The 24002-nt window shown below is 71.1% G+C and carries 25 protein-coding genes; 13 read left to right on the plus strand and 12 right to left on the minus strand.

All coding sequences use genetic code 11. The features are described from left to right. Positions 1-69: 69 nt before the first annotated feature. Positions 70-1029, plus strand: a complete 960-nt coding sequence (locus tag ACFSOX_RS08760; RefSeq protein ID WP_378477420.1) for a LysR family transcriptional regulator — start codon at positions 70-72, stop codon at positions 1027-1029. A gap of 64 nt (positions 1030-1093) precedes the next feature. On the opposite strand, the gene ACFSOX_RS08765 is transcribed toward ACFSOX_RS08760, so the two are convergent. The 5 genes from ACFSOX_RS08765 to ACFSOX_RS08785 form a co-directional block, all read right to left on the minus strand. Next, on the minus strand, positions 1094-1234 hold the full coding sequence (locus ACFSOX_RS08765) for a hypothetical protein (protein WP_378477421.1): 141 nt from the start codon (positions 1232-1234) through the stop codon (positions 1094-1096). Between the two features lie 139 nt (positions 1235-1373). Then, positions 1374-2165 (minus strand): N-acetylmuramoyl-L-alanine amidase, encoded by a 792-nt coding sequence (locus ACFSOX_RS08770; protein ID WP_378477422.1) that lies wholly within the window; start codon positions 2163-2165, stop codon positions 1374-1376. A 156-nt stretch (positions 2166-2321) separates the two neighbouring features. After that, positions 2322-2897 (minus strand): PRC-barrel domain-containing protein, encoded by a 576-nt coding sequence (locus tag ACFSOX_RS08775; RefSeq protein ID WP_378477423.1) that lies wholly within the window; start codon positions 2895-2897, stop codon positions 2322-2324. A 102-nt stretch (positions 2898-2999) separates the two neighbouring features. Next, positions 3000-4451 (minus strand): protein kinase domain-containing protein, encoded by a 1452-nt coding sequence (locus ACFSOX_RS08780; protein ID WP_378477424.1) that lies wholly within the window; start codon positions 4449-4451, stop codon positions 3000-3002. A gap of 190 nt (positions 4452-4641) precedes the next feature. Beyond that, positions 4642-5382: a metallophosphoesterase family protein gene (locus ACFSOX_RS08785; protein ID WP_378477425.1), complete on the minus strand. Its 741-nt coding sequence runs from the start codon at positions 5380-5382 to the stop codon at positions 4642-4644. 240 nt (positions 5383-5622) lie between these two features. Here ACFSOX_RS08785 and ACFSOX_RS08790 point away from each other — a divergent pair, with 240 nt between their 5' ends. The 4 genes from ACFSOX_RS08790 (at position 5623) to ACFSOX_RS08805 (ending at position 9513) form a co-directional block, all read left to right on the plus strand. Continuing rightward, positions 5623-6099, plus strand: a complete 477-nt coding sequence (locus ACFSOX_RS08790) for a division/cell wall cluster transcriptional repressor MraZ (protein ID WP_378477426.1) — start codon at positions 5623-5625, stop codon at positions 6097-6099. Next, positions 6096-7136, plus strand: coding sequence for a 16S rRNA (cytosine(1402)-N(4))-methyltransferase RsmH (gene rsmH, locus ACFSOX_RS08795; protein ID WP_378477427.1), 1041 nt, complete (start codon positions 6096-6098; stop codon positions 7134-7136). The genes ACFSOX_RS08790 and rsmH overlap by 4 nt, the downstream gene beginning before the upstream one ends. A gap of 2 nt (positions 7137-7138) precedes the next feature. Further along, complete coding sequence (ftsL, locus tag ACFSOX_RS08800; protein WP_378477428.1) at positions 7139-7558, plus strand: cell division protein FtsL; 420 nt, start codon at positions 7139-7141, stop codon at positions 7556-7558. 74 nt (positions 7559-7632) lie between these two features. Continuing rightward, positions 7633-9513: a peptidoglycan D,D-transpeptidase FtsI family protein gene (locus tag ACFSOX_RS08805; RefSeq protein WP_378477448.1), complete on the plus strand. Its 1881-nt coding sequence runs from the start codon at positions 7633-7635 to the stop codon at positions 9511-9513. A gap of 178 nt (positions 9514-9691) precedes the next feature. Here ACFSOX_RS08805 and ACFSOX_RS08810 read toward each other — a convergent pair whose 3' ends face one another. Then, positions 9692-10165, minus strand: a complete 474-nt coding sequence (locus ACFSOX_RS08810; protein WP_378477429.1) for a hypothetical protein — start codon at positions 10163-10165, stop codon at positions 9692-9694. Positions 10166-10326: 161 nt separating this feature from the next. Then, a complete protein-coding gene (locus ACFSOX_RS08815; protein ID WP_378477430.1) occupies positions 10327-10719 on the minus strand; it encodes a hypothetical protein in 393 nt (130 codons plus the stop codon). Between the two features lie 307 nt (positions 10720-11026). On the opposite strand from ACFSOX_RS08815, the gene ACFSOX_RS08820 reads away from it, so the two are divergent. The 4 genes from ACFSOX_RS08820 to murD are packed head-to-tail and all read left to right on the plus strand — an operon-like array spanning position 11027 to position 16441. Further along, the gene (locus ACFSOX_RS08820) at positions 11027-12484 is read left to right on the plus strand and encodes a UDP-N-acetylmuramoyl-L-alanyl-D-glutamate--2,6-diaminopimelate ligase (RefSeq protein ID WP_378477431.1); all 1458 of its coding nucleotides are present in this window, start codon (positions 11027-11029) and stop codon (positions 12482-12484) included. After that, complete coding sequence (locus ACFSOX_RS08825) at positions 12481-13953, plus strand: UDP-N-acetylmuramoylalanyl-D-glutamyl-2,6-diaminopimelate--D-alanyl-D-alanine ligase (protein WP_378477432.1); 1473 nt, start codon at positions 12481-12483, stop codon at positions 13951-13953. The genes ACFSOX_RS08820 and ACFSOX_RS08825 overlap by 4 nt, the downstream gene beginning before the upstream one ends. A gap of 6 nt (positions 13954-13959) precedes the next feature. Then, positions 13960-15045: a phospho-N-acetylmuramoyl-pentapeptide-transferase gene (gene mraY / locus ACFSOX_RS08830; protein WP_378477433.1), complete on the plus strand. Its 1086-nt coding sequence runs from the start codon at positions 13960-13962 to the stop codon at positions 15043-15045. Between the two features lie 4 nt (positions 15046-15049). After that, positions 15050-16441, plus strand: coding sequence for a UDP-N-acetylmuramoyl-L-alanine--D-glutamate ligase (murD, locus tag ACFSOX_RS08835; RefSeq protein WP_378477434.1), 1392 nt, complete (start codon positions 15050-15052; stop codon positions 16439-16441). A 122-nt stretch (positions 16442-16563) separates the two neighbouring features. Here murD and ACFSOX_RS08840 read toward each other — a convergent pair whose 3' ends face one another. Together ACFSOX_RS08840 and ACFSOX_RS08845 are read right to left on the minus strand one after the other, a co-directional pair. Further along, positions 16564-17502 (minus strand): dihydrodipicolinate synthase family protein, encoded by a 939-nt coding sequence (locus ACFSOX_RS08840; RefSeq protein ID WP_378477435.1) that lies wholly within the window; start codon positions 17500-17502, stop codon positions 16564-16566. Positions 17503-17631: 129 nt separating this feature from the next. Next, positions 17632-18534: an IclR family transcriptional regulator domain-containing protein gene (locus ACFSOX_RS08845; RefSeq protein ID WP_378477436.1), complete on the minus strand. Its 903-nt coding sequence runs from the start codon at positions 18532-18534 to the stop codon at positions 17632-17634. 253 nt (positions 18535-18787) lie between these two features. Between ACFSOX_RS08845 and ACFSOX_RS08850 the strand changes: the two genes are divergently transcribed. The 3 genes from ACFSOX_RS08850 to pcaF are packed head-to-tail and all read left to right on the plus strand — an operon-like array spanning position 18788 to position 21362. Next, positions 18788-19489, plus strand: a complete 702-nt coding sequence (locus tag ACFSOX_RS08850; RefSeq protein ID WP_378477437.1) for a 3-oxoacid CoA-transferase subunit A — start codon at positions 18788-18790, stop codon at positions 19487-19489. Beyond that, entirely contained in the window at positions 19486-20136 is a 651-nt protein-coding gene (locus tag ACFSOX_RS08855) for a 3-oxoacid CoA-transferase subunit B (protein WP_378477438.1), read from the plus strand. The genes ACFSOX_RS08850 and ACFSOX_RS08855 overlap by 4 nt, the downstream gene beginning before the upstream one ends. Positions 20137-20159: 23 nt before the next feature. Further along, positions 20160-21362: a 3-oxoadipyl-CoA thiolase gene (pcaF, locus tag ACFSOX_RS08860; RefSeq protein WP_378477439.1), complete on the plus strand. Its 1203-nt coding sequence runs from the start codon at positions 20160-20162 to the stop codon at positions 21360-21362. Between the two features lie 76 nt (positions 21363-21438). On the opposite strand, the gene ACFSOX_RS08865 is transcribed toward pcaF, so the two are convergent. Both ACFSOX_RS08865 and ACFSOX_RS08870 read right to left on the minus strand, forming a co-directional pair. Continuing rightward, the gene (locus ACFSOX_RS08865; protein WP_378477440.1) at positions 21439-21723 is read right to left on the minus strand and encodes a HigA family addiction module antitoxin; all 285 of its coding nucleotides are present in this window, start codon (positions 21721-21723) and stop codon (positions 21439-21441) included. Positions 21724-21733: 10 nt separating this feature from the next. Next, a complete protein-coding gene (locus tag ACFSOX_RS08870; RefSeq protein WP_378477441.1) occupies positions 21734-22015 on the minus strand; it encodes a type II toxin-antitoxin system RelE/ParE family toxin in 282 nt (93 codons plus the stop codon). Positions 22016-22172: 157 nt separating this feature from the next. Here ACFSOX_RS08870 and ACFSOX_RS08875 point away from each other — a divergent pair, with 157 nt between their 5' ends. Continuing rightward, positions 22173-22772 (plus strand): hypothetical protein, encoded by a 600-nt coding sequence (locus ACFSOX_RS08875; protein WP_378477442.1) that lies wholly within the window; start codon positions 22173-22175, stop codon positions 22770-22772. Positions 22773-22886: 114 nt separating this feature from the next. Here the strand turns inward: ACFSOX_RS08875 and ACFSOX_RS08880 are convergent, their stop codons facing one another. Continuing rightward, entirely contained in the window at positions 22887-23726 is an 840-nt protein-coding gene (locus ACFSOX_RS08880; protein ID WP_378477443.1) for a Tim44 domain-containing protein, read from the minus strand. Between the last annotated feature and the right edge of the window lie 276 nt (positions 23727-24002).

Below are 24002 nucleotides of genomic sequence, written 5' to 3' on the forward strand. Positions count from 1 at the left end.
CCTGTCGAATCATCGAATGCGGGAGACAACCACCTTGGAATTGAAGGACCGAGTGAGGAGAGCCGGCTGATGGATCAGGTCAGCGACATGCGGGCCTTCGTGCAGGTGGTGCAGCGCGGCAGCTTCTCGGCGGCGGCCGAGGATCTCGGCCTCACCCCCTCGGCCGTGTCCAAGCTGGTGTCCCGCCTGGAGGATCGGCTCGGGGTTCGGCTGCTGCACCGCACCACGCGCCGGCTCGCACTGACGCCGGAAGGCGAGACCTATCTGGTGCGAGCCCGCGACATTCTCACGGCCATCGAGGACGCCGAGACGGAGGTCGCGCGGGCGTCCACCACGCCGCGTGGAAAGCTGCGGCTCAACACCGGCAGCGCCTTCATGCTGCACGAGCTCGCCGCCGCCCTGCCCGATTTCCTCGCGCGCCATCCGGAGATCGAGATCGAGATCACGGTGACGGACCGGGTCGACAATCTGGTCGAGAACGCCGACATGGCGATCTGCATCGGGCCGATCGCCGACCGCTCGCTGGTGGCGCGCCGCTTCGCGGCGACCGAGCGCGGCATCTACGCGGCGCCGCGCTATCTGGAGCGGCGCGGCATCCCGCAAACCCCGGACGATCTCGCGCAGCACGACTGCATCGTGCTGAGCTCGGTGCCGTCCATCAATCATTGGCCGTTCCGGGACGGAAACGCGATTCGCACGTTCGAGGCGGAGGGACGGCTGGTCGTCGACGACGCCGAGGCGGCGCTCCGGCTGGCGGTCAGCGGCGCCGGGCTCGTTCACCTGAGCGATCTCTTGGTCGGCAACGCGGTGCGGCGGGGCGAGCTCGTGCCATTGCTCACCCAGCACCACATGGTCGAGCCGATCCCGATCTCGGCCGTCTACCCGCAGGGTCGGCACCGCATGCTCAAGGTGCGGGTGTTCATCGATTTTCTGGTCGAGCGTTTCGCCGACGCGCCGTGGCGCACCCGGCTCGACCGGCCGAAGGCCGGCGCGTCCGCGACGGCCGGCACGGACGGTCCGGCGGATTGACGCGGCCCGTCCGGAGGTGGCGCCGCCGCGCCCGACCGGGAGATCGGGCGCAGCCGGGCGAGCCTCACATGTGCGGCATGTAGTGGCTATTGTAGGCCGAGTTCACGAGCGACTGGATGGCGCGGGCGACGAAGCCCTTCTTGCCCCCCTTCTGGGCGTGCTGGACAGGCGTGGCGGCGTCGGTGCGAGCAGGTTTCTCGGACATCGGTTCATTCCTTAGGTCGGCCGTCGTTCCGGCGGCCTCGGCATAAGGAAGAGTACTGAGCGTGCCCGCGGCAAAAAATTGCTGCGCTGCAACAAGACTTGTGAAGCGCGCGACCTAATCCGAGTCCGGACGAAGCCGCTCAGGCCGAGCTTCCGCCAAGCAATGAATCAGCCTTTGCCTCCAGGGCCGCGAGGGTCGCCCGGGTCGATGGATCGGCGATGCCGTCCACCCGGGCGGGCCGGAAGTGGCGCTGGAAGGCCGCGACCACCAGCCGGGTCGCCTCGTCGTAGCGGCCGCTCTGCGGCACCGCGTAGCCATAGGCGGCGAGCCCGGCCTGGAGGGCGGCGACCTCGCCGCCCGCGTCCCCCGCCGCCAGGATCGCGCCGCGGCTGTCGAGCGGCGCCGGCGGCACCCACAGGCCGACCCCGCCGCGGGCCAGCGTCTCCCACGGGAAGGCCTCCCCGGGATCCTGCTTGCGCGCCGGCGCCACGTCGGAATGCGCCAGCACCCGGGCGGCGAGAATCGCATGCCGGGTCAGGATGTCGCGACACAGCGCCACCACGGCCTCGATCTGCACGGCCGGATAGGGCGGCAACCCGAAATCGTGTCCCGGATTGGCGACCTCGATGCCGATCGAGCGCGAGTTGACGTCGTTGTCGCCGGCCCACGACGACACGCCGGCGTGCCAGGCGCGCCGCCCCTCGGAGACCATCTGCACGACGGCGCCGTCCTCGCGCACCAGATAGTGGCACGACACCTTGGCGTCCGGGTCGCACAGCCGGGCGATCGCCTCGCTGGTCGACGCCATCCCGGTGTAGTGGAGGAGCAGCAGGTCGGGCCCCGCCGTGCCGCCGCGGCCGGCGCGCGGCTCGTGGTTGGGCGAGGCGAAGATTTCCGCGACGAGCGGCGAATCGGGAGACGACAGCGGCATGGCGTCACTGTGCCGTCGCGGGCGGCGCGGAGGCAATCACGGATCGCCGGTTCACGCCGCGCCGCGCGCCGCGCGCCGCACCACCCGAAACGCAGACGGGAAACGGCCCGGAGCGTGCTCCGGGCCGTCCGGTCATCGAGGCGCTTCGCTGCGGGATCAGCGGTTCGGCGCGCCGGTCGCGGCGCCCGATCCGGTGCCCATGTTGTTGCGCGGCGTCGTGGCGGCGCCGCCGGTCGCACCGGAGCCCGTCGTGGTCGCGGTGCTGCTCATGGTCTTGAACTCGGCCTGCTGCTGGAGCTGGTCCTTGGTCATCGACAGGCGGAGCTGATCCGAGCTGGTGTTGTTCTGGCCGCTGTTGGCCGGGATCACCTGGAAGGCCGAGACCGGCAGCGCGATGTCCTTCTGGCCGATGCCGAGGAAGCCGCCGACGCCGACGATCAGCGCGTCGACCTTGCCCGACTTGTCGAACAGCACGTCGCTGACGTCGCCGATCTTGGTGTTGTCGGTGCCCATCACGTCGGTGCCCATGAACTTGGACGCCAGCCACTGGTTGGGGCTCTGCTGGGTGATCACGGCCGAGGACGGGTTGCCGGTGGCCGAGCCCATCGCCCCCGAGCTCGAGCCGGCGGCGGGCGCGGTGGTGCTCGGCGCGGTGGTGGCGGGGGCCTGGGCGAGCGCCGTCGACATCATCAGGCCGCTCACGGCCGCGGCGGCCACGAGATTGCGGATCATTCGAATGCCTCCATGGTCGGTGAAACTGCCAGGGCCGAGAGTCGCCCTGTGCCCCGACAACCCGGCCACCCGACACCTGTTCCGCACGCCCCACGAGGCTCCCTACGCTCCGGCCGACGGCGCCTCCGCCGTGGACGCCGGTGCCGGAGACGCCTCGTCGGCGGTGGCGGAGCGACGCACCACCGTCACGGTGCAGGGCGCTTGCGCCACCACCTGGGCCGAGACGCTGCCGAGATACCGCCGCAGCGAGGACGAGCCGCGCGCGCCCATCACGATGTGATCGACATTGTTGTTGCGGGCGTAATCGACGATCGCGGCCGCCGGATCGGGCGATTCGAACACGTGATAGGTGATGCGATCGGCCGAGACCGGCAGCGGCCGCGCCCAGTGCTTCAGCTCGACGAGGCGCTGCAGATGCGGATTGCGGCCGTGTGCGTCCTCCATCGGGTCGAGCGCCAGCCGCGACACCTTGAGCACGTTGACGCAGGCGAGGCGCGCGTCCGGCACGGTGGCGAGGACGCGACGCAACGCCGCGGCGATAGCGTCGCCGAGATCGTCGCCGGACGAGAGGTCGACGGCCGCCATCACGATCGGCGAGCGGTCGATGACGCCGGCGATGCTGCGCATGCGCAAGGGTGGCGCGTTGCGCACCTTCAGCCAGCGCGACAGCACGGTCAGCATCCCGTCGCGGTCGCGCCGCACCGCCCGCTCGGTCAAGGGCACGCCGTCGGGATGCTGCAGGTCGAAGCGCAGCTGCGCCGCCGACGAGTAGCGATCGTCGCGGTCGATCTCCAGGCAGCGCAGGATGATCTCCTGCAGCCAGGGCGGCACCAGCGCGTTCCAGCGCGCCGGCGGGAACGGGTCGCGCCACAGCCTGCGGCGCCACTCCGACTCGCGCTCGGGCTCTCCGAACGGGCGCTCGCCGGTCGCCAGGAAGTACAGCGTGACGCCGAGGGCGAAGATGTCGCTCCTCGGATCGCCGCGGAAGCGGCGCACCTGCTCGGGCGCCACATAGGCGCCGGTGCCGACCGGCTCGTCGAACTCCTCGGCGATCAGGTCGGGAAGCTGGTCGTGGCGCGACAGGCCGAAGTCGATCAGCACGGCCGAGCCGTCGTCGCGCAGGATGATGTTGGAGGGCTTGAGGTCGAGATGGGTGACGTGCTGGCGGTGGATGCTGTGCAGCGCCTCGGCGATCGCGGCGCCGATCTTCGCCACCTCGGCGGCCGGCAGCGGCGTGTCGGCCAGCATGGTCTTGAGCGAACGCCCGGCGACGAACTCCATCACGATGTAGGGCCGCTCGAAGTCACCGGCGGCGACGAAGCGCGGCACGTGCGGCCCGGAGAGCCGCGACAGGATCATCTGCTCCTGCTCGAAGCCGACGATGGTGAGCGGATCCTCGCCGCGCCGCAGCAGCGGGATCTTCATGATCAGCGGCGTCGCCTCGCCGTCGCGCGACACCCGCCAGAAGTCCGCCATGCCGCCCGGCTCGAGCTGCTGCTCCAGCTTGAATCCGTCGACCACCTGCCCCGGCGCCAGCGACCGCACGTTGATCACGCCCCGCTCCATTGCAGGCGTCGAACCGACATGCAGGCTTCCGCGCGCCGTCGTCCCGGGGCGGCCCGGCGGGCCGAGCCCGGAACCCGTAACCCCGGTCCATCGTGAGCCGCCGACGCAGGGCGTATGGATTCCGGGCTCGCGGACCTGCGGTCCGCGCCCCGCAATGACCGATCGAGCACCACCACTCTCAGTACCCCTCGTAGAGCCGATAGGCGAGGCCGACGGGCAGGCCGGCCTCGATGATCTTCCGCGCCGCGCTGTCGATGTCGTAGGGCACCCGGACATAGGTGAGGACGTCGGTCGCGTCGTCCAGGATGGCGTAGCAGGCGGCCGGGTTGCGGTCGCGCGGCTGGCCGACCGAGCCGATCACGGCGAGCCAGCGCCGGCGCTGGGTGAGCGGGATCTCGACCCGGTCGACGGGATCGAAGCTCGCGAACTTCCCCGTCACCGACATGTGGAACAGGCTCGGCACATGGGTGTGGCCGCAGAAGGTGACGTGCGCCCGCGTGGCGACCAGCGCCCGCGACGCCGAGTAGAGATCGGTGACGTAGCCCCAGCCGGCCGGATCGGCCGGGTCGGCGTGGACGTATTGGATCGTCCCCTTCTCGACGACCAGCGGCAGCCGCGCGAGGAAGTCGCGATGCGCATCGCTCAGCACGGTGCGGGTCCAGGCGATCGCCGCCGCCGCGTCGTCGTTCATGTCGGCGCGGGCGCCGGCCGCCGCGGCGTCGTGGTTGCCGAGCACCGCGACGGCGCCGTCGGCGACGTAGCGCATCGCGGTGTCGAGCACGAAGACGGGGTCCGCCCCGTAGCCGACGAAGTCGCCGAGGAACACGTAGGCGTCGACGCCGGCGCGCTCGGCGTGCTCGAGGCAGGCCTCCAGGGCTTCGCGATTGCCGTGGATGTCACTGATCAGGGCCGTGCGCATGATCGTGTCCCCGCCCCCCGACTGCCGGCAACGTTTCCTTAAGTTTAACCGCTGCTAATCGACGTGTCGCGCGCCGTCGTGAGCCCGCGGCGCACGCTGGATTCCATTGACGCCCATGCCATCCCATGGTATCCCAACATTACCCAGCGTTCATGTTTCTGTCCGCCCCGGCCGGCCCGCTCGGCCTGTGGTGGACCGTGTGTTCGGCCAGCGTCAGGCCGGCGTGGAGTCCGCATCCGAATGGACCGCTTCGTCGGACAGGTCACGGCGCGGCTCGATGCGAAAGGGCGGGTGTCGATCCCGGCCCCCTTCCGGGCGGTGCTGGCCCGCGACGGCTTCGAGGGGCTGTACTGCTATCCGAGCCTCGACCGGCCGGCCGTCGACGCGGGGGGCAACGCCCTGCTCGGCGAGATCGAGCAGCTGATCGAACGGTTTCCGCCCTATTCGGAGGCGCGGGAGGAGTTCCTGGTCGCGCTCTACGGGACGAGCGAGACCCTGCGGGTGGACGGCGAGGGCCGGGTGGTGCTGACCGAGATGATCAAGGTTCACGCCGGGATCGGCGACACGGTCGGCTTCGTCGGGCTCGGTCACAAGTTTCAGATCTGGGAACCCGAAGCCTTCCGGGCGCATCTAGCAAAGGCCACTGCGACGGTGCGCGAGACGACGAGGCGGCTGGGTTCCGAGCGCGGGGCGCCTGGCGCCGGAGCACGGGAATGACGGCGGGCCGCGACACCCCGGGCCACGAGGCCCGCGCGGGTGTCGCTGGCGGACCGGCTCGCCACATTCCCGTGCTCGCCCGCCCCGCCCTCGACCTCCTGGCGGTCCGAACCGACGGTCTCTACATCGACGGCACGTTCGGCGCGGGCGGCTACACGCGGGCGATCCTCGACGCCGCGCCGGACGCGCGCGTGATCGCGCTCGACCGCGACCGCACCGCCGTCACGGCCGGATACGGCCTCGTCGAGGCGGCCGGCGGCCGGCTGACATTGATCGAATCCTGCTTCTCGGATCTGGGCGACGTCACGCCACCCGGCACGGTGGCGGGCGTCGTCCTCGACATCGGCGTCTCGTCGATGCAGATCGACGATCCGGGGCGCGGCTTCTCGTTCCGCTTCGACGGCCCGCTCGACATGCGCATGGGCCAGGACGGACCGTCGGCGGCCGACCTCGTCGCCCACGCCTGCGAGCGCGACCTCGCCGACGTCATCTTCCAGCTCGGCGAGGAGCGCCATTCGCGCGCCGTCGCCCGCGCCATCGTCAAGGCGCGTGCCGAGGCGCCGATCGTGACGACGGCGCGGCTCGCCGAGATCGTCGCCCGGGTGGTCCGTCACAAGCCCGGCGACATCCATCCGGCGACCCGAACGTTCCAGGCGCTGCGCATGATGGTCAACGACGAGCTCGGCGAGCTGGCGCGTGCCCTCGTCGCCGCCGAGCGCGTGCTGGCGCCGGGCGGACGCCTCGTCGTCGTCTCCTTCCATTCGCTCGAGGACCGGCTGGTGAAGACCTTTCTGGCCGGCCGCGCCGGCGGCGCCGGGGTCTCCCGCCATCTGCCCGAGACGGTGCGGCCGGAGGCGAGCTTCACGGTGCTGACCAAGCGGCCGATCACGGCCGACGACGCCGAGCTCGCCGAGAATCCGCGCGCCCGCTCGGCCAAGCTGCGCGCCGCCGAACGCACCGCCGCGCCGGCCTGGACGAGCGCGCCGGCCGGCCTGCCGCCGCTGCCGACGCTCGACGCCATGTTGCGGGGAGGCTGACGATGCGGATCCTCAACGTCATCGTCGCGGCCCTGCTGGTTCTCGCCGCCGCCTATGTCTACAAGATCAAGTTCGAGGCGACCGTCGAGGCCGAGCGGGTCGCCAAGCTGCGCCACGAGATCACCCGCGAGCGCGACAAGACGGCGGCGCTGCGCGCCGAGGCCGCCAAGCTCGAGAACCCCGGCCGCATCCAGGAGCTGGCGAAGCGCCACCTCGAGCTGCAGCTGCTGGACGGCACCCAGATCGAGCCGTTCGAGCGCCTGCCGATGCGCCCGGTCGCGCCGCCGCCGGCCGAGGGCGACCTGATCGGCGCCATGCTGGAGGCGGGCGTCCCGGCCGCTTCGGCGGCCCCCGACGCCGCGCCCGCCGCCGAGGCGACCGGCAGCCTGTCCCGGCCGGCGCCGACCGGAGCCCGGCGATGACATCCGCCCCCGCCCCCGGACCCGAGACCGGCCCCGCCGCCGGCCCCGGCGCGAGCGGCACGCTCCCGGCCGTGATGCCGGAGGCGCCGCACGTGCCCTGGCATCGCCGGCTGATCCAGAGCCTGCTCTACGACCGCAAGATCGACCGCACCCGCAAGACGCGTGCCCGCATCGGCCTCGCCGTCGTGGTGTTCGGCGCGATCTACGCCGTCATCGCCGGGCGGCTGGTGCTCTACGCCGTGGTGCCGGCGCACGAGAGCCGGCGCGTCGTCGGCTCCGACGCGGTCGCCACGGCGCGCCCCGACATCCTCGACCGCAACGGCGAGATTCTGGCGACCGACGTGCGGGTGCCGTCGCTGTTCGCCGAGCCGAAGCGGCTGATCGACGCCGACGAGGCGGTCGAGCTCTTGACCGCCGTGATGCCGGATCTCGACACCGGCGAGCTGCGCGACCGGCTCGGCTCGAAGAAGGGTTTCGCCTGGCTGAAGCGCGAGATCTCGCCCAAGCAGCAGAAGGAGATCCATCGCCTGGGCATCCCGGGCGTCGGCTTCCTCAACGAGAACAAGCGCATCTATCCGAACGGCCGGGAGGTGTCGCATCTCATCGGCCACGTCAACATCGACAACCAGGGGATCGCCGGCCTCGAGAAGTATCTCGACAGCCGCGGCCTCGCCGACCTGCACCGCGCCGGCTTCGCGTCCGACCGCCAGCAGGAGCCGCTGCAGCTCGCCGTCGACCTGCGCGTCCAGCACGCCATGCACGACGAGCTCGGCCGAGCCCGTGAGAAGTTCAAGGCCAAGGCGGCCGCCGGCGTCGTGCTCGACGTGAACACGGGCGAGATCGTCTCGATGGTCTCGCATCCCGACTACGATCCCAACAACCCGAAGGAGGCGCTCGATCCGAACCGGATCAACCGCCTGACCACCGGCGTCTTCGAGATGGGCTCGGTGTTCAAGGCGCTGACCGTCGGGATGACGCTCGACTCCGGCAAGATGACGCTGAACTCGTCGGTCGACGCGCGCGGCGCGCTGCACTGGGGCAAGTTCAAGATCAGCGACTATCACGCCCAGAACCGCGTGCTCTCGGTGCCCGAGGTGTTCACCTACTCGTCGAACGTCGGCGCCGCCAAGATGGCACTCGCCGTCGGTGTCGAGGGCCACAAGCAGTATCTGCGCAAGATCGGCCAGCTCGACCGGCTGCGCACCGAGCTCCCGGAGAGCGCCGAGCCGATCGTGCCGAAGCGCTGGGGCGAATTGAACACCATCACGATCTCGTTCGGCCACGGCCTCTCGGTCGCGCCCCTGCAGGCGCTGATGGGCGTCGCGGCGCTGATGAACGGCGGCTATCTGATCCAGCCGACCTTCCTCAAGCGCAGCCCGGAGGAAGCCCGCGCGGTCGCCAAGCGGGTGGTCAAGCCCGAGACCTCGGTCGCCATGCGCTATCTGATGCGGCTCAACTCGGAGAAGGGCTCGGGCAAGACCGCCGAGGTGAAGGGCTACTATGTCGGCGGCAAGACCGGCACGGCCGAGAAGGTGGTCGGCGGCCGCTACTCCAAGACCAAGCTGCTGACCGACTTCGTCGCCGTGCTGCCGGCCGACAAGCCGCGCTACGTCGTGCTGATCATGCTCGACGAGCCGCAGCCGACGCCGGAGACGCACGGCTTCGCCACGGCCGGCTGGAACGCCGCGCCGACCGCCGGCAAGGTGATCGCCCGCATCGCCCCGCTGCTCGGCCTCGAGCCGCGCTTCGACCTGCCGCCCGCCGACCAGCTCATCCTCGGCCGCGGCACGGGCCGCAGCGCCGCCGACGTCACGTCATCGACGACGAGGCGCGAGGCGAAGGCCACGGGCGCCGGCGCCGGCGCCGGCACGACGATGCCGGCCGGCGGGGCCGGCGCGGCCGCGAAGCCCCCGGCGCTGCGCCCGCCCGCCTCGGTACCGACGACGGGACGGTGAAGAACCTTCAGCCCCGAACCAACGACGCCGTCATCCCGGGGCGCGAACCAACGGTTCGCGAGCCCGGGATCCATAACCCCGGTGTCGGTGGTTCACGAGAGACAGGGCATATGGATCCCGGGCACGGCGCCATGCGCCGTCCCGGGACGACCGCGTCAACACGCGATCCCGCCGCCCCTCACCGGCCCTTGCGGTTGCGGCGGTCCCAGTAGGCGGCGCACTTTTTCAGGAAGGCCATCGCCTTGGCGCCGTTGCCGACGGCGATCGTGATCGTCTCGGGCGGCTTGTCGGCCGCCGTGATGGCGATCGTCATCCGCTTGGCTTTCGAGAGCACGGGCGTCACGGTGCCGAGCGTGCCGAGCCGGTGCGCGTAGAGGCCGGTGGCGCCGTTCGGCGGCGTGGTGTCGATCGGCGCTCCGCCGTCGAAGGAGACCTTGTAGGTCTCCGCGTCGGAGTCGGTGCCGCGCTGGACGTCGATCTCGACGACCCCCTCGTCGATGGCGAGGACCACCCGGCCGCCGTCGATGTCCTTGGTGACCAGGCAGCGGCGGAGATCTTCGCTCCAATCGTCGGCCGGCGCGCCGAACCCGGCGGACATCGCCGCGAGCGAAAAGGCGACGGTCATCGACAGCGTGACGAGAGACGCGCGCATCCGAGGTTCTCCGGGCCGGTTCCCGAGCCTGAACCGTAGCCCGGGTTTCGCCGCAGGCGAACCCCGGGATCCACCGGCACGGCACCATCGAAAGCCCCGGCCTTCGCTTCCGCGCGGTCCGGGCTGCGAACGTCCGCTCGGCCCGGGCTACGGCCCCACGCTCACAGCCCCAGCGGCCGGACCAGCGGGCACGCCGTGCTGGGATACTCGCAGATGCCGTCCTGGTCGCCGTTGCAGGGCGGGTCGTAACGGCCGAGCAGATCCTGGGCGATCGCCTGGCGGCGCGCCGGGTTGCCCTCCAGGCGCACGAACAGGCTGTTGGCGCCGATGCGCTCGAAGCACGCCGTGCGGCAGTGGGTCAGCGGGCTGTCGGCCAGGTCGCGGGTCTCGCCGACATAGACGTTCCTATAGGTGTAGCCGTCGTGCACCGGATAGCGGATCGCCACCACGTAGACGGCGCCGGCGGACTTGAACTCGGTGTCGCGGTCGTAGGCGAGGAACTCGTAAGCCTCACCGGACTGCCCCGTGAATGTCGCGGCTGCGAGCGAAGCCATGGCCACCCCCAATGGATCGAATCGATCGAAGGCCGTCATGGGTCCGGCCGACGAGACGCCGGGCGCGGGGCCGTCGATCCCCGGGAGAACTCTACCAAAAGGCGAGCCTGATGGCGAACTAGGCAATTCCGCGCACCGCTCATTATTTAGGCTCAAGGGCTTGGCGGCGATTGCTGATGCTGCGTCGCAACATCCGGTCCGCGCCGCTCGCTTCCCACCGTTAACGAACATGCTAAACCGGAGCCGCCGGAGCGATCGCTCCGACAGGCCGTGCGACGAACGCCGGCCGGAGCATGGCGGGGCGGACATGCGGCTTGGCGATCTTCTCGATCCGGGCGCTCGATACGACAGCGACGCAACCGACACGGACGTCACCGCCGTGACGGCGGACAGCCGCGCCGTGACGCCGGGCGCCCTGTTCGCCGCGGTGCCGGGCACCAAGGCGGACGGGCTCACCTTCGTGCCGGCCGCGATCGCCGCCGGCGCCGTCGCCGTGCTGGCCGAGCGGACGCCGCCCGAGCCGCTGCCCGAGGGCGTCGCGCTCGTCGTGGTCGACAATGTCCGCCGCGCGCTGGCCCGCGCCGCCGCCCGCCTCCACCCGCGCCAGCCGGCCGTGATCGCCGCCGTGACGGGCACGAGCGGCAAGACCTCGGTCGCCTCCTACACGCGCCAGCTCTGGGCCGCGCTCGGCCATCCGGCCGCCGCGATGGGCACGATCGGACTGGTGACGCCGACCGGGAGCGAATACGGCTCGCTCACCACGCCGGACCCGGTCGCCCTGCACGTCACGCTCGACCGCATCGCCGGCGACGGCGTCACGCATCTGGCGCTGGAAGCGTCCTCGCACGGCATCGAGCAGCACCGGCTCGACGGCGTGCGGATCGCGGTCGCCGGCTTCACCAACATCACCCGCGACCATCTCGATTATCACGTCACCTTCGAGGCGTATCTCGCCGCCAAGCTCGGCCTGTTCGAGCGGCTGCTCGCGGCCGACGGCACCGCCGTGATCGACATCGACCACCCGCATGCGGAGGCGGTCCTGACGGCGGCGAAAGACCGCGGCGTGACGGTGCTGACGGTCGGCCGCAGCGAAGCCGCCGACATCCGCGCCGTGGCGGAGGAGATCGACGGCTTCTCGCAGACCGTCACGATCGCTCACGAGGGCCGCAGCCATCGCGTGCGGCTGCCGCTGGTCGGCGCCTTCCAGATCGACAACGCGCTGGTCGCGGCCGGCCAGGTGATCGCCACGGGCGGCGATCCGGTCGCCGTGTTCGAGCAGCTCGAAGGGCTCGAAGGCGCCAAGGGCCGGCTCGAGCTGGTCGGCCATCGCTGCGGCGCGCCGATCTTCGTCGACTACGCCCACAAGCCCGACGCGCTGGCCAAGACGCTCGACGCGCTGCGCCCCTATGCGAAGGGCCGGCTCGTCGTGGTGTTCGGCTGCGGCGGCGACCGCGACACCGGCAAGCGGCCGCTGATGGGGCAGATCGCGGCCGAGAAGGCCGACCGGGTGATCGTCACGGACGACAATCCGAGGAGCGAGGATCCGGCGGCGATCCGCGCCGCGATCCTCGCCGAAGCGCCGGGCGCCGTCGAGATCGGCGACCGCCGGGCCGCGATCACGCAGGCGATCGCCGATCTCGCCGCAGGCGACGTGCTGGTCGTCGCCGGCAAGGGCCACGAGACCGGCCAGACCATCAAGGGCACGACGCTGCCGTTCAGCGACCACGAGGTGGTGGTTTCGGCCCTGCGGGAGAAGAGCGCATGACCCTGCCGCCGGCTTCGACGCCGCCAGCCTCCACGCCGCCCTTGTGGACCACGGCCGACATGGCCGCCGCCATGGCGGCCGAAACGTCCGGTCCCCTGCCCGACCACGTGGTCGGCCTGTCGATCGACAGCCGCACCGTGTCGGCCGGCGAGGCCTTCTTCGCCATCGTCGGCGACCGGCTCGACGGCCACGACTTCGTGACCAAGGCGCTCGCCGCCGGCGCCGCGCTCGCGGTGGTGTCGCAGGCGCGGCGGAGCGCGTTTCCGGCCGACGCGCCGCTGCTCGTCGTGCCCGACGTTCTGGAGGCCCTGCGAGCGCTGGCGCGGGCGGCGCGCGCCCGCTCGCCCGCCAAGGTGGTCGCCGTCACCGGGTCGGTCGGCAAGACCTCGACCAAGGAGGCGCTGCGCGTCGCGCTGCGGGCCGACGGCGAGACCCACGCCTCGACCGCCTCGTTCAACAATCACTGGGGCGTGCCGCTCTCCCTCGCCCGCCTGCCCGAGACGGCGCAGTACGCCGTCTTCGAGATCGGCATGAACCACGCCGGCGAGATCACGCCGCTGGTCGCCATGGTGAAGCCGCACGTGGCGATCGTCACCACGGTCGAGCCCGTGCATCTCGAGTTCTTCGCGGACATCACGGGGATCGCCGACGCCAAGGCCGAGATCTTCACCGGCCTGGTGCCGGGCGGCACCGCCGTGATCAACCATGACAACCCGCATTACGACCGCCTGAAGCGCCGCGCCGCCCAGGCCGGGGTCGAGCACATCGTCTCGTTCGGCGAGCATCCGAAGGCCGACGCGCGACTGATCCGCTATGCTCTGCAGGACGACGGCTCGACCGCCGAGGCGTCGATCCTCGGCACGCTGGTCGACTACCGGATCGGCGCGCCGGGCCGGCATTTCGTGCTCAACTCGCTCGCCGTGCTCGCCGCCGCGAGCCTGGTCGGGGCGGACCTGGCGCTCGCCGCGCTGGCGCTCGCCGGGCAGCGGCCGGCCGCCGGCCGCGGCACCCGCATCGATCTCGCGCTGCCGGGCGGCCGGGCGCTGCTGATCGACGAGAGCTACAACGCCAACCCGACCTCGATGCGGGCCGCGCTCGCCGTGCTCGGCCAGGCGCCGGTGGGCCCGCGCGGCCGCCGTATCGCGGTGCTCGGCGACATGCTGGAGCTCGGCGCCGCGGCCACCGCGCTGCACGCCGCGCTGGCCGAGGCCGTGGTGGCCAACGAGGTCGACGTCGTCTTCTGCGCCGGGCCGCTGATGCGCAGCCTGTGGGACGCGCTGCCGCCCGAGCGGCGCGGCGGCTGGGCGGGCAACTCCGAGGAGCTGGAGCCGCTGGTGCTCGCCTCGATCAACGCCGGCGACGCCGTGATGGTGAAGGGCTCGCTCGGCTCGCGTATGGGCCCGATCGTCAAGGCGCTGGCGCGCCGCCATCCCGCCCCCGCGGCGGCCGACAATCCAGTGCGAGGCTGAATCCGGATGCTGTATTGGCTCGCCGACCTCTCCGACGTCTTCAGCGCCTTCAACGTCTTCCGCTACATCACGTTCCGGGCGGCCGGCGCGATCGTCACCGCGGCGCTGTTCGTGTTCCTGTTCGGCCCGACCATCATCCGGATGCTGCGGGTGAAGCAGGGCAAGGGCCAGCCGATCCGCGCCGACGGGCCGAAGTCGCATCTGCTCACCAAGGTCGGCACCCCGACCATGGGCGGGCTGATGATCCTGTCCGGCCTCCTGGTCTCGACCGTGCTGTGGGCGAACCCGGCCAACCCCTATGTCTGGGTCGTGCTCGGCGTGACGCTCGGCTTCGGCATGATCGGCTTCTACGACGACTATCTGAAGGTGACGAAGCAGACCCATGCGGGCTTCTCCGGCAAGACGCGGCTCGCGCTCGAGACCCTGATCGCCGTGATGGCGTGCTTCGCGGTCGCCTCGCTCGGGCGGTCGCCGTTCTCGACCTCGGTCGCCTTCCCGTTCGTCAAGGATCTGGTGTTCGACCTCGGCTGGTTCTTCCTCGCCTTCGGGGCCTTCATCATCGTCGGGGCCGGCAACGCCGTGAACCTCACCGACGGCCTCGACGGCCTCGCCATCGTGCCCGTGATGATCGCGGCGGCGAGCTTCGGCGGCATCTCCTGGGTGGTCGGCAACGCCGTGTTCGCCGACTATCTGCAGCTCAACTTCGTGCCCGGCGCCGGCGAGCTCGCGGTGCTGTGCGCGGCGATCTTGGGGGCCGGGCTCGGCTTCCTGTGGTTCAACGCGCCGCCCGCCTCGGTGTTCATGGGCGACACCGGCTCGCTGGCGCTGGGCGGCCTGCTCGGCTCGATCGCGGTCGTCACCAAGCACGAGGTGGTGCTCGGCATCATCGGCGGCCTGTTCGTGTTGGAGGCCGTGTCGGTGATCGTCCAGGTCGTGTCGTTCAAGCTGACCGGCAAGCGGGTGTTCAAGATGGCCCCGCTGCATCATCATTTCGAGCAGCTCGGCTGGACCGAGCCGCAGATCGTGATCCGCTTCTGGATCATCTCGGTGGTGCTGGCGCTGGCCGGCCTCTCCACCCTGAAGCTGAGGTGAACCGATGATCCCCGTCACCACGCTGAAGGGCAAGAAGGTCGCGATCTTCGGGCTCGGCGGGTCCGGCCTCGCGACCGCGAGCGCGCTGTTCGCCGGCGGCGCCGACGTCGTCGGCTGGGACGACAGCGAGGAGCGCATCGACTACGCGGCGAGCGCCGGCATTCCGACCGCCGACCTGCGTCACATCGACTGGTCGCGGATCGCGGCGCTGGTGCTGGCGCCCGGCGTGCCGCTCACCCACCCGGCGCCGCACTGGACGGTCGGCCTCGCGCGCGCCGCCGGCGTCGAGGTGATCGGCGACATCGAGCTGTTCTGTCGCGAGCGCGCCGCGCACGCGCCCGACGCCGCCTTCGTCGCGATCACGGGCACCAACGGCAAGTCGACCACGACGGCGCTGACCGCCCATCTGCTCGCGTCCGCCGGCCGCGAGGTGGCGATCGGCGGCAATATCGGCACCGCGATCCTGTCGCTGAAGCCGCCACAGCCCGGCCTCGTCCACGTGATCGAGGTCTCGTCGTTCCAGATCGACCTCGCGCCCAGCCTCGATCCGTCGGTCGGCATCCTGCTCAACGTGAGCGAGGACCATCTCGACCGCCACGGCACCATGGAGGTCTATGCGGGCCTGAAGGAGCGCCTGGTCGCCGGCGTGCAGGAAGGCGGCACCGCCGTGATCGGCGTCGACGACGATTTCTGCCAAGCCGCCGCCGACCGCGTCGCCCGCGCCGGCCGCGACGTGGTGCGCGTCTCGGTGCGCCGGCCGCTCGCCGACGGCCTCTTCGTCGAGGGTGGCCGCATCCTGCGCGCCGAGGGCGCCGCGCTGAGCGAGATCGCGCTTCTGGGCGGCATCGCCACGCTGCGCGGCACCCACAACGCCCAGAACGCCGCCTGCGCGGCGGCCGCGGCGCTCGCGCTCGGCCTGACGCCGCAACACATCCAGGCCGGCTTACGCACCTATCCGGGCCTGCCGCACCGCATCGAGGAGGTCGGCCGGTACGGCTCGATCCTGTTCGTCAACGATTCGAAGGCGACCAACGCGGACGCCGCGGCGCGCGCACTCGCCTGCTTCTCCGACATCTACTGGATCGCCGGCGGCAAGCCGAAGTCGGGCGGCATCACGTCGCTGGAGGGCTTCTTCCCCCGTATCCGGAAAGCCTATCTGATCGGCGAGGCGGCGCAGGAGTTCGCGCAGACGCTCGACGGCAAGGCGCCGTGGACGATCGCCGGCACGCTCGACCAGGCGGTCGCGAAGGCCGCCGAGGACGCCGCCGCGGCCGGCCTCCAGCAGGCCGTGGTGCTGCTGTCGCCGGCCTGCGCGTCCTACGACCAGTTCAAGAACTTCGAGGTCCGCGGCGACGCCTTCCGCAAGCTCGTGAAGGCCCTGCCCGGGGTGAAGTAGCCCTGTCAGTCCGAGGCGTGAACCGAGGCTTCGCGAGCCCGGAATTCATCCTCGCCGACCGGGGTTGGATCCCGGGCTCGCGGCCGGCGGCCGCGCCCCGGGATGACGGGCTCGGCATCCGATCACGCCGCCTTCAGCACGGCGCGGCTGTCGGTCTTGGCGATGCGTGAGAGCAGATACTCGACCTCGCCCTTCGCGGCGGCATTGAGCGACGCCCCGGGCTTGCGCTGGGCGTCGCAGGCGATCAGCCCACGACGCATGTAGACCCACTTGCGCACCGCGAGGCCGAGCGGGCCCTGCTGCTGCTCGTAGCGCAGATAGGGCAGATGCGCGTCGAACAGGTCGTGCGCCGCGTCGCGCTTGCCGGCGGCCGAGAGCTTGACCACGTCGACCAGCATCTCGGGGAAGGCGTAGCCGGTGTTCGCCCCGTCGGCGCCGCGCTCCATCTCGAAGTCGAGGAACAGGCCGCCGTTGCCGACCAGGATCGCGATGTGGCGCATCGAGCCATCGGCCTCGAAGCCGCGCAGCGCCGTGATCTTGTCGAGGCCGGGCCAGTCCTCGTGCTTGAGCACCACGCAGTTGGCGTTCTCGGTGACGATGCGCTTGATCACGGTCGGCGTCATCACGACCGAGAAGGTGAGCGGATAGTCCTGCAGCACGAAGGGCACGTCCGGGCCGATCGCCTCGGCGGCCTGGCGATAGTAGCCGACGATCTGGTCGTCGGTGCGCAGCGTGTTGGGCGGGCCGATCATCACGCCGGACGCGCCGAGCTCCATCGCCTCGCGGGCGAGCGCTCGCATCGCCGCGAAGCCAGGCGCCGAGACGCCGACCACGATCGGCTGCCTGAAGCGCTTCGCCACCAACTCGACGATCGCCCGCGCCTCCTGGAAGTCGAGCTTCGGCGCCTCGCCGAGCTGACCCAGGATGGTGATGCCGTCGACCCCGGAGGCGCCGAAGTGATCGGTGAGCCGCGCCATCGAATCCATGTCGACACGGCCGTCCGCGAAGAACGGCGTCGGCGAGATCGGGATCACGCCCTTGATGGCAGACGTCAAGCTCACGGGAAACGCTCCTCGCTCGTGCAACCGCCGGATGTTGTTTGGATGGTTCGGCCGGGCGGCCGCGGGATCGACCTCACGGCCGCGACTGTGCCGCGTCGCGACGCCGCGGTCCAGAGGCGGATGGGATCGTCACCCCACGCAGAGCGACAGCTCGGCGGCGGCCTCGCGCAGCAGCGGCAGGATGGTCTCCACCATCTCGGCCGCCGAGATGCGCGAGGCGTGCGCGCCGATGTTCAGCGCCGCGTAGGCGGTGCCGTCCGAGGCGAGGATCGGCACCGCGATGGAGCGCAGGCCGAGCTCGAGCTCCTGGTCGACGATGCAGTATCCGGCGGCCCGCACCTTGGCGATCTCGGCCCGGAGGGCTGCGGCATCGCGCACCGTGTGGGGCGTGAACGGCGTGAAGGCGACGCGGGCGAGCCGCGCGTCGAGCTCGTCCGGGCGCGCCGCCAGCAGCACCCGCCCCATCGACGTGAACGCCGCCGGCAGCCGGCTGCCGACATGCAGGTCGATGGTCATGATGCGCGAGACCGAGGCGCGCGCGATGTAGACGATGTCGTCGCCGTCGAGGATCGCCATCGAGCACGACTCGTTCAGTCGCTCGCTGATCCGCCGCAACAGCGGCTGCGCCACGCGGGTGAGCGGGATCGAGCCGAGATAGGCGTGGCCGAGCGCCAGGATGCGGGGCCGCAGCACCCAGCGGCGGCCGTCCTGGGTGTCGGCGAAGCCGAGCGCCTTGAGCGTGTAGAGACAGCGGCGCACCGCGGCGCGCGGGATCGCCGTCGTCTGGCTGATCTGCGAGATCGTCATCGACGGCGTGTCGCGCGAGAACGCCTGGATGACGGCCAGCCCGCGCACCAGCGACGTCATGATGTTCGGATCGCCGGGCAGCGGCCCCTCGGGCGCTGTCGCCGATGCGTCCGCGGCCCCGCCGGCGAGGCCGTCGTCGTCCATGTGGACGTCCATGTGGACGTCCGTGTCGCCGTCGGTGCCGGTGTCGGGGGCGGGGCCGGTGCCGGGTCGGGTCTTGATCATGGTGCTCCTGCCGATCCGACGCGCCGCCCTGTCCGGTGGGACGGTGTGATGCGCGAGGGCGAGTCGCAATGTTCGATTATCGCGCAGATTTTGCTCGTTGGCAGCACGCCGGCCGAACGGCACCCGCAGCGCGGCTTTCGCACACCTGTGCGATTATAGAACTTGACCCGATCGCAGGGGAAGGGCAACGTTCCGCGCGCTAATCGAACAAGGGTGCGAAATCCCGGATTCACGCGCCCGGCAGGGAGGGCCCATGAACAAGATCCGCCCGTCGCTCCAAGACGCGCTCGCGGACATTCCGGACGGCGCGTCGATCATGATCGGCGGCTTCGGGGACGCCGGCGTGCCGTTCGAGATGATCGACGCCCTCGTCGAGCAGGGCGCCAAGGGCCTGACGATCATCTCCAACAACGCCGGCACGGGCGAGGAGGGCATCGCCAAGCTGATCAAGCTCGACCGGGTGAAGAAGATCGTCTGCTCGTTCCCCCGCCAGGCCGACTCGAAGGCCTTCGACGAACGTTATCTGAAGGGCGAGCTGATCCTCGACCTGGTGCCGCAGGGCAATCTCGCCGAGCGCATCCGCGCCGCCGGCGCCGGCATCGGGGCCTTCTTCACCCCGACCGCCTACGGCACGCTGCTCGCCGACGGCAAGGAGACGCGCGAGATCGACGGCCGGCACTACGTGCTCGAATACCCGATCCGGGCCGACTACGCGTTCATCAAGGCGCACAAGGGAGACGCGCTCGGCAACCTGGTCTATCGCAAGACGGCGCGCAATTTCGGACCCGTGATGGCGACCGCCGCGGCCTGCACGATCGCGCAAGTGTCCGAGGTGGTCGGCGTCGGCGACCTCGATCCCGAGCACGTGGTGACGCCCGGCATCTTCGTGAAGCGCGTCGTCGCGGTGCCGTCCGCCGGACGAAGCCGATGGGCGGGAGCGGAGATCGTCGGATGAGCACCATCGAGCGCTTGAGCCGCCGCGCCGTCGCGGAGCGCGTCGCCGCCGACATTCCGGACGGCTCCTACGTCAATCTCGGCATCGGCGCCCCGACCGAGGTCGCCGACTGCCTGCCCGCAGGGGTCGCCATCGTCCTGCACACCGAGAACGGCCTGCTCGGCATGGGGCCGAAGCCGCCCGCCGGCGAGGAGGACGAGGATCTGATCAACGCCGGCAAGCAGTTCGTCACCGCCCTGCCCGGCGCCGCCTATTTCCATCACGCCGACTCCTTCGCGATGATGCGGGGCGGCCATCTCGACTACTGCGTGCTCGGCGCCTACCAGGTCTCGGTGACGGGCGACCTCGCCAACTGGCACACCGGCGCCAAGGACGCGATCCCGGCGGTCGGCGGCGCCATGGATCTGGCGATCGGGGCCAAGTCGGTCTTCGTGATGATGGACCTGCTCACCAAGACGGGCGAGTGCAAGCTGGTCGCGCGCTGCTCGAGCCCGCTCACCGGGGTGGGCTGCGTCAAGCGCGTCTACACCGACCACGCGACCTTCGACATCACGCCCGCCGGCGTCGTCGCCCACGGCCTGGTTCCGGGCCTCGACCACACGGCCCTGGAGCGGCTCTGCGGCGTCCCGCTGCTGCGCAGATCCTGAGTTCTCACGAGGACGTTCTCATCATGCGACACGCCGTCATCTGCGACGCGATCCGCACCCCCTTCGGCCGCTACGGCGGTGCCCTCGCCGCGGTGCGCACCGACGATCTCGGCGCCGTGCCCATGAAGGCGCTGATGGCCCGCAACCCGTCGGTCGACTGGGGTGCGCTCGACGACGTCTTCTACGGCAACGTCAACCAGGCCGGCGAGGACAACCGCAACGTCGCCCGCATGGCGCTGCTGCTCGCCGGGCTCCCGGAGACGGTGCCGGGCGTCACGGTGAACCGTCTGTGCGCCTCCGGCATGGAGGCGATCGGCCAGGCGGCGCGGGCCATCGCCTGCGGCGAGATGGAGCTCGCGCTCGCCGGCGGTGTCGAGAGCATGACGCGCTCGCCCTTCGTGATGGGCAAGGCGGAGACGCCGTTCGCCCGCGACGCCAAGATCTACGACACGACGATCGGCTGGCGCTTCGTCAATCCGCTGATGAAGTCGATGTACGGCGTCGACTCGATGCCGGAGACGGCCGAGAACGTCGCGACCGACTTCCGGGTCTCGCGCGTCGACCAGGATCGGTTCGCGCTGCGCAGCCAGGAGAAGACCGCGGCCGCCCAGGCCGACGGCCGCCTCGCCGAGGAGATCTGCCCGGTGACGATCCCGCAGCGGAAGGGGGAGGCGACCGTGGTCGATCGCGACGAGCATCCGCGCGCGACGACCCTCGAGGCGCTCGGCAAGCTCAAGCCCGTGGTGAAACAGGACGGCACCGTCACGGCCGGCAACGCCTCGGGCGTCAACGACGGCGCCTGCGCCGTGATCGTCGCGTCGGAAGCGGCGGCGACGCGCCACGGCCTGACCCCGAAGGCCCGCATCCTCGGCATGGCGGCGGGCGGCGTCGCCCCGCGCGTCATGGGCATCGGCCCGGTGCCGGCCGTGAACGCGCTGCTCGGCCGGCTCGGGATCGCGATCGGCGACGTCGACGTGATCGAGCTGAACGAGGCCTTCGCGGCGCAGGGGCTCGCGGTGCTGCGCCAGCTCGGCGTCGCCGACGACGATCCGCGCGTCAACCCTTGTGGCGGCGCCATCGCGCTCGGCCATCCGCTCGGCGCCAGCGGCGCCCGGCTGGTGACGACGGCGCTCTATCAGCTCCGGCGGAACGGGGGCCGCTACGGCCTGTGCACCATGTGCGTCGGCGTCGGCCAGGGCCTCGCGATGCTGATCGAGCGGGTGTGAGCGGATCGAAGGCCCGCGGGGACGACGTCCGGGTATGATCGACGGGGCGCTGCCGCGCCCCGTTTGCGTCTGTGCGTCACGCCACGCGCCGTGGCTTGATCGCGGAGTAGTCGTTCACGGATTCCGCCTTGGACAGATCGTGTGCCGTCTGGAGATTGATCCAGAAGCGCGGGTCGGTGCGGAAATAACGTCCGAGCCGCAGCGCCGTGTCGGCCGACACGTCGCGCTCGCCGCGGACGATCTCGCTGATGCGGTTGGCGGGCACACCGAGCTCCGCAGCGAGCGCCCGCGCCGAGAGGCCGAGTGGCACGAGAAAGTCTTCCTTCAGGACTTCGCCCGGATGCGTGCGGATGCGCGGCATGGGTCACCCCTCAATGATAGTCGACGATCATGACGTCGAGCGGTCCTTCGGCCGACCAGCGGAAGCAGATGCGCCATTGGTCGTTGATTCTGATGCTGTATTGCCCCTTGCGATCTCCCTTCAACGCCTCCAGCCGGTTGCCCGGCGGTGCGCGAAGGTCGGCGAGCCGCGCCGCAGCGTCGAGATGATCCAGCTTCCGAACGGCCACGGACGTGAACGACTGCCAGCGGGCCGGGCAGCGTCCCTCCCGGAACAACAGCTCTGTCTCGGAGTCGCCGAAGCCACGGATCATGGCTGTGATACGTATCACGTATAGGCAAGCGGAGAAACTCGGCAGTCGAAAGCCGTTCGTTAACCACCCGCCCCACAATGTCGTGCGACGGGCGCCACCGGTCGGGGCGCGCGGGAGTATCCTGTCGGAACGATCCGTCGGAGCCTCGGAGGTCGTCATGCGGGTGGGCACGCTTCTTCTCGCGGGTCTCGCCGGCCTCGTCGCGGCCGGCGCCGCGCAGGCCGACACGGGTTACCCGGTCTCGGGCCGCTGGACCTACAAGGATCCGAAGGGCGACGGACCCGCGCCGACCTGCGACGGGCGGGTGATGACGTTTTCCGGGATGCAGCGTTTCGACACCGGCGGCGGCGTCTCGCAGTTCCGCAACGTGCGCACCGAGCAGGTCGACGCGACGACCTATCGGGTTCTCGACGAGTTCTTCAACGTGATGATCCGCGGCAAGCTCGGCTTCGAGCTGCAGGTCCGCGATCCCGACCACATCGCCATCCTGCTCGACTCCGGCGAAGGCTATCTGCTGCGCCGCTGCGGCACCGGCGGCGGCCGCGGCGGCCGCGGTGGCGGCGGTGGCGGCGGTGGCGACGACCGCGCCGAGGGCGCCGGCGACGCGGCGGCGACCGGTCGCTCGGCTGCTGCACACCCCCGCCACGACGGCGACGACGCCGACGCGGCGGACGATCCGGCCGGCGACGATCCGGAGGCCGGCCACGGCAAGGCCCGCGACGCCGAGGAGGGCGGCTCCGGCGACACCGGCGAATGACGCGAACCGCGGGTGGCGCGCGACGCTCCGACCTCGGTCCAGAGACGAGAACGGCCGCGGGTCGCCCCGCGGCCGTTCTGCATCGTATCGCTGCTGCGGCGCGTCGGCGCGCGCTCAGCCGACCTGCTGGATCGCCGAGAGCATCCAGGCGCCGCCGCGTGGACGGCGGAACGTCCACACCTCGGTGACGGTCTCGGGCTGACCGCCCGACACCACCTTGCCGGACGCCCGGTCGACCATGCGGTCGACGAGCGAGTAGCGCATCGCCACGGTGGCGTAGTCGGTGTCGCCCTCGCGCCACGCCTCGGCGAGGTCGCCCTGCTCCAGCTTCACGGCGGCGATCTCGTTGATCACCCCGCGGCCGGCGTTCTCGGCGAACTGCTCCGAGAAGTAGGAGAGCATCTCGGGCGTCACGCGGGTGCGCAGGGCCGTGAGATCCTCCTTGGCGTAGGCGCCCTGAACGTCGGTCAGCAGGCGCTCGAACGCGTCGTAGTCCTGCGGGCCGATGCCGATGTCGTCGGAGGGCTCCGCCGGGCGGGCGCCGAGCCCACCACCCAGGCCGGCACCCGGACCGCCACCGAGCCCGGTCGCCGTCCCGCCGCCGAGGCCGAGCGGCATCCCGAGGCCGTTGCGCGGCGGGTCACCATGCGCCTCGCGATAGCTCGGACCGGCTGCCATGGCGGGCTGCTGGGCGCGCCGGCCCTGCCACATCCGCCACAGGAACATCGCCAGGAACGCCACCAGGCCGATCTGCAGCAGCAGGCCCAGCATCGAGGCGAAGCCGCCGAGGCCGCTCATGAAGCCGCCGCCGAACAGCATGCCGAGCAGGCCGGCGCCGAGGAAGCCGGCCGCGAGGCCGCCCAGCAGGCCGCCGCCGAAGCCGCCGAACAGGCCGCCGCGATTGGGCTGAGCGGCCGCCGGGCTTGCGGCATTCGGCCGCGCCGGCTGGGTCATCGATCGCTCCATCGGAGCGGCCGTCGAGGGGGCCGTGCGGGTCGGCGCCGGCGCCGAGTAGGTGCGGCTGCCGCGGCTGCCCGCGCTCGAGCCACCCCCGGCGCGCGACCAGGCGATGTCGCCGGCCACCAGAACCAGGGCCGAAGCCACGGCGAGAGAAAGAAAAATCGGGCGCGTGCGCGAACCGAACATGAGTCTCCTCCAGAGCCCCTGCGCAAAACGCTACGGCATGCACACATTTCGGGTGGGCAAGAGCTTGTCTCGGAGGATCCAGCC

The sequence above is a fragment of the Rhodoplanes azumiensis genome (assembly GCF_042682915.1).
Classification (GTDB): Bacteria; Pseudomonadota; Alphaproteobacteria; order Rhizobiales; family Xanthobacteraceae; genus Rhodoplanes; species Rhodoplanes azumiensis.

What these genes read in the sequence shown, in the direction of transcription:
- ACFSOX_RS08760 (WP_378477420.1), top strand. Translation starts at nt 70, where the DNA reads ATGGATCAGGTCAGCGACATGCGGGCCTTCGTGCAGGTGGTGCAGCGC.
- ACFSOX_RS08765 (WP_378477421.1), bottom strand. Translation starts at nt 1,234, where the DNA reads ATGTCCGAGAAACCTGCTCGCACCGACGCCGCCACGCCTGTCCAGCAC.
- pcaF (WP_378477439.1), top strand. Translation starts at nt 20,160, where the DNA reads ATGCGACACGCCGTCATCTGCGACGCGATCCGCACCCCCTTCGGCCGC.
- ACFSOX_RS08865 (WP_378477440.1), bottom strand. Translation starts at nt 21,723, where the DNA reads ATGCCGCGCATCCGCACGCATCCGGGCGAAGTCCTGAAGGAAGACTTT.
- ACFSOX_RS08825 (WP_378477432.1), top strand. Translation starts at nt 12,481, where the DNA reads ATGACCCTGCCGCCGGCTTCGACGCCGCCAGCCTCCACGCCGCCCTTG.
- ACFSOX_RS08845 (WP_378477436.1), bottom strand. Translation starts at nt 18,534, where the DNA reads ATGATCAAGACCCGACCCGGCACCGGCCCCGCCCCCGACACCGGCACC.
- ACFSOX_RS08785 (WP_378477425.1), bottom strand. Translation starts at nt 5,382, where the DNA reads ATGCGCACGGCCCTGATCAGTGACATCCACGGCAATCGCGAAGCCCTG.
- ACFSOX_RS08850 (WP_378477437.1), top strand. Translation starts at nt 18,788, where the DNA reads ATGAACAAGATCCGCCCGTCGCTCCAAGACGCGCTCGCGGACATTCCG.
- ACFSOX_RS08790 (WP_378477426.1), top strand. Translation starts at nt 5,623, where the DNA reads ATGGACCGCTTCGTCGGACAGGTCACGGCGCGGCTCGATGCGAAAGGG.
- ACFSOX_RS08880 (WP_378477443.1), bottom strand. Translation starts at nt 23,726, where the DNA reads ATGACCCAGCCGGCGCGGCCGAATGCCGCAAGCCCGGCGGCCGCTCAG.
- murD (WP_378477434.1), top strand. Translation starts at nt 15,050, where the DNA reads ATGATCCCCGTCACCACGCTGAAGGGCAAGAAGGTCGCGATCTTCGGG.
- ACFSOX_RS08805 (WP_378477448.1), top strand. Translation starts at nt 7,633, where the DNA reads ATGCCGGAGGCGCCGCACGTGCCCTGGCATCGCCGGCTGATCCAGAGC.
- ACFSOX_RS08855 (WP_378477438.1), top strand. Translation starts at nt 19,486, where the DNA reads ATGAGCACCATCGAGCGCTTGAGCCGCCGCGCCGTCGCGGAGCGCGTC.
- ACFSOX_RS08775 (WP_378477423.1), bottom strand. Translation starts at nt 2,897, where the DNA reads ATGATCCGCAATCTCGTGGCCGCCGCGGCCGTGAGCGGCCTGATGATG.
- ftsL (WP_378477428.1), top strand. Translation starts at nt 7,139, where the DNA reads ATGCGGATCCTCAACGTCATCGTCGCGGCCCTGCTGGTTCTCGCCGCC.
- ACFSOX_RS08815 (WP_378477430.1), bottom strand. Translation starts at nt 10,719, where the DNA reads ATGGCTTCGCTCGCAGCCGCGACATTCACGGGGCAGTCCGGTGAGGCT.
- ACFSOX_RS08870 (WP_378477441.1), bottom strand. Translation starts at nt 22,015, where the DNA reads ATGATCCGTGGCTTCGGCGACTCCGAGACAGAGCTGTTGTTCCGGGAG.
- ACFSOX_RS08770 (WP_378477422.1), bottom strand. Translation starts at nt 2,165, where the DNA reads ATGCCGCTGTCGTCTCCCGATTCGCCGCTCGTCGCGGAAATCTTCGCC.
- ACFSOX_RS08810 (WP_378477429.1), bottom strand. Translation starts at nt 10,165, where the DNA reads ATGCGCGCGTCTCTCGTCACGCTGTCGATGACCGTCGCCTTTTCGCTC.
- ACFSOX_RS08875 (WP_378477442.1), top strand. Translation starts at nt 22,173, where the DNA reads ATGCGGGTGGGCACGCTTCTTCTCGCGGGTCTCGCCGGCCTCGTCGCG.
- ACFSOX_RS08820 (WP_378477431.1), top strand. Translation starts at nt 11,027, where the DNA reads ATGCGGCTTGGCGATCTTCTCGATCCGGGCGCTCGATACGACAGCGAC.
- mraY (WP_378477433.1), top strand. Translation starts at nt 13,960, where the DNA reads ATGCTGTATTGGCTCGCCGACCTCTCCGACGTCTTCAGCGCCTTCAAC.
- rsmH (WP_378477427.1), top strand. Translation starts at nt 6,096, where the DNA reads ATGACGGCGGGCCGCGACACCCCGGGCCACGAGGCCCGCGCGGGTGTC.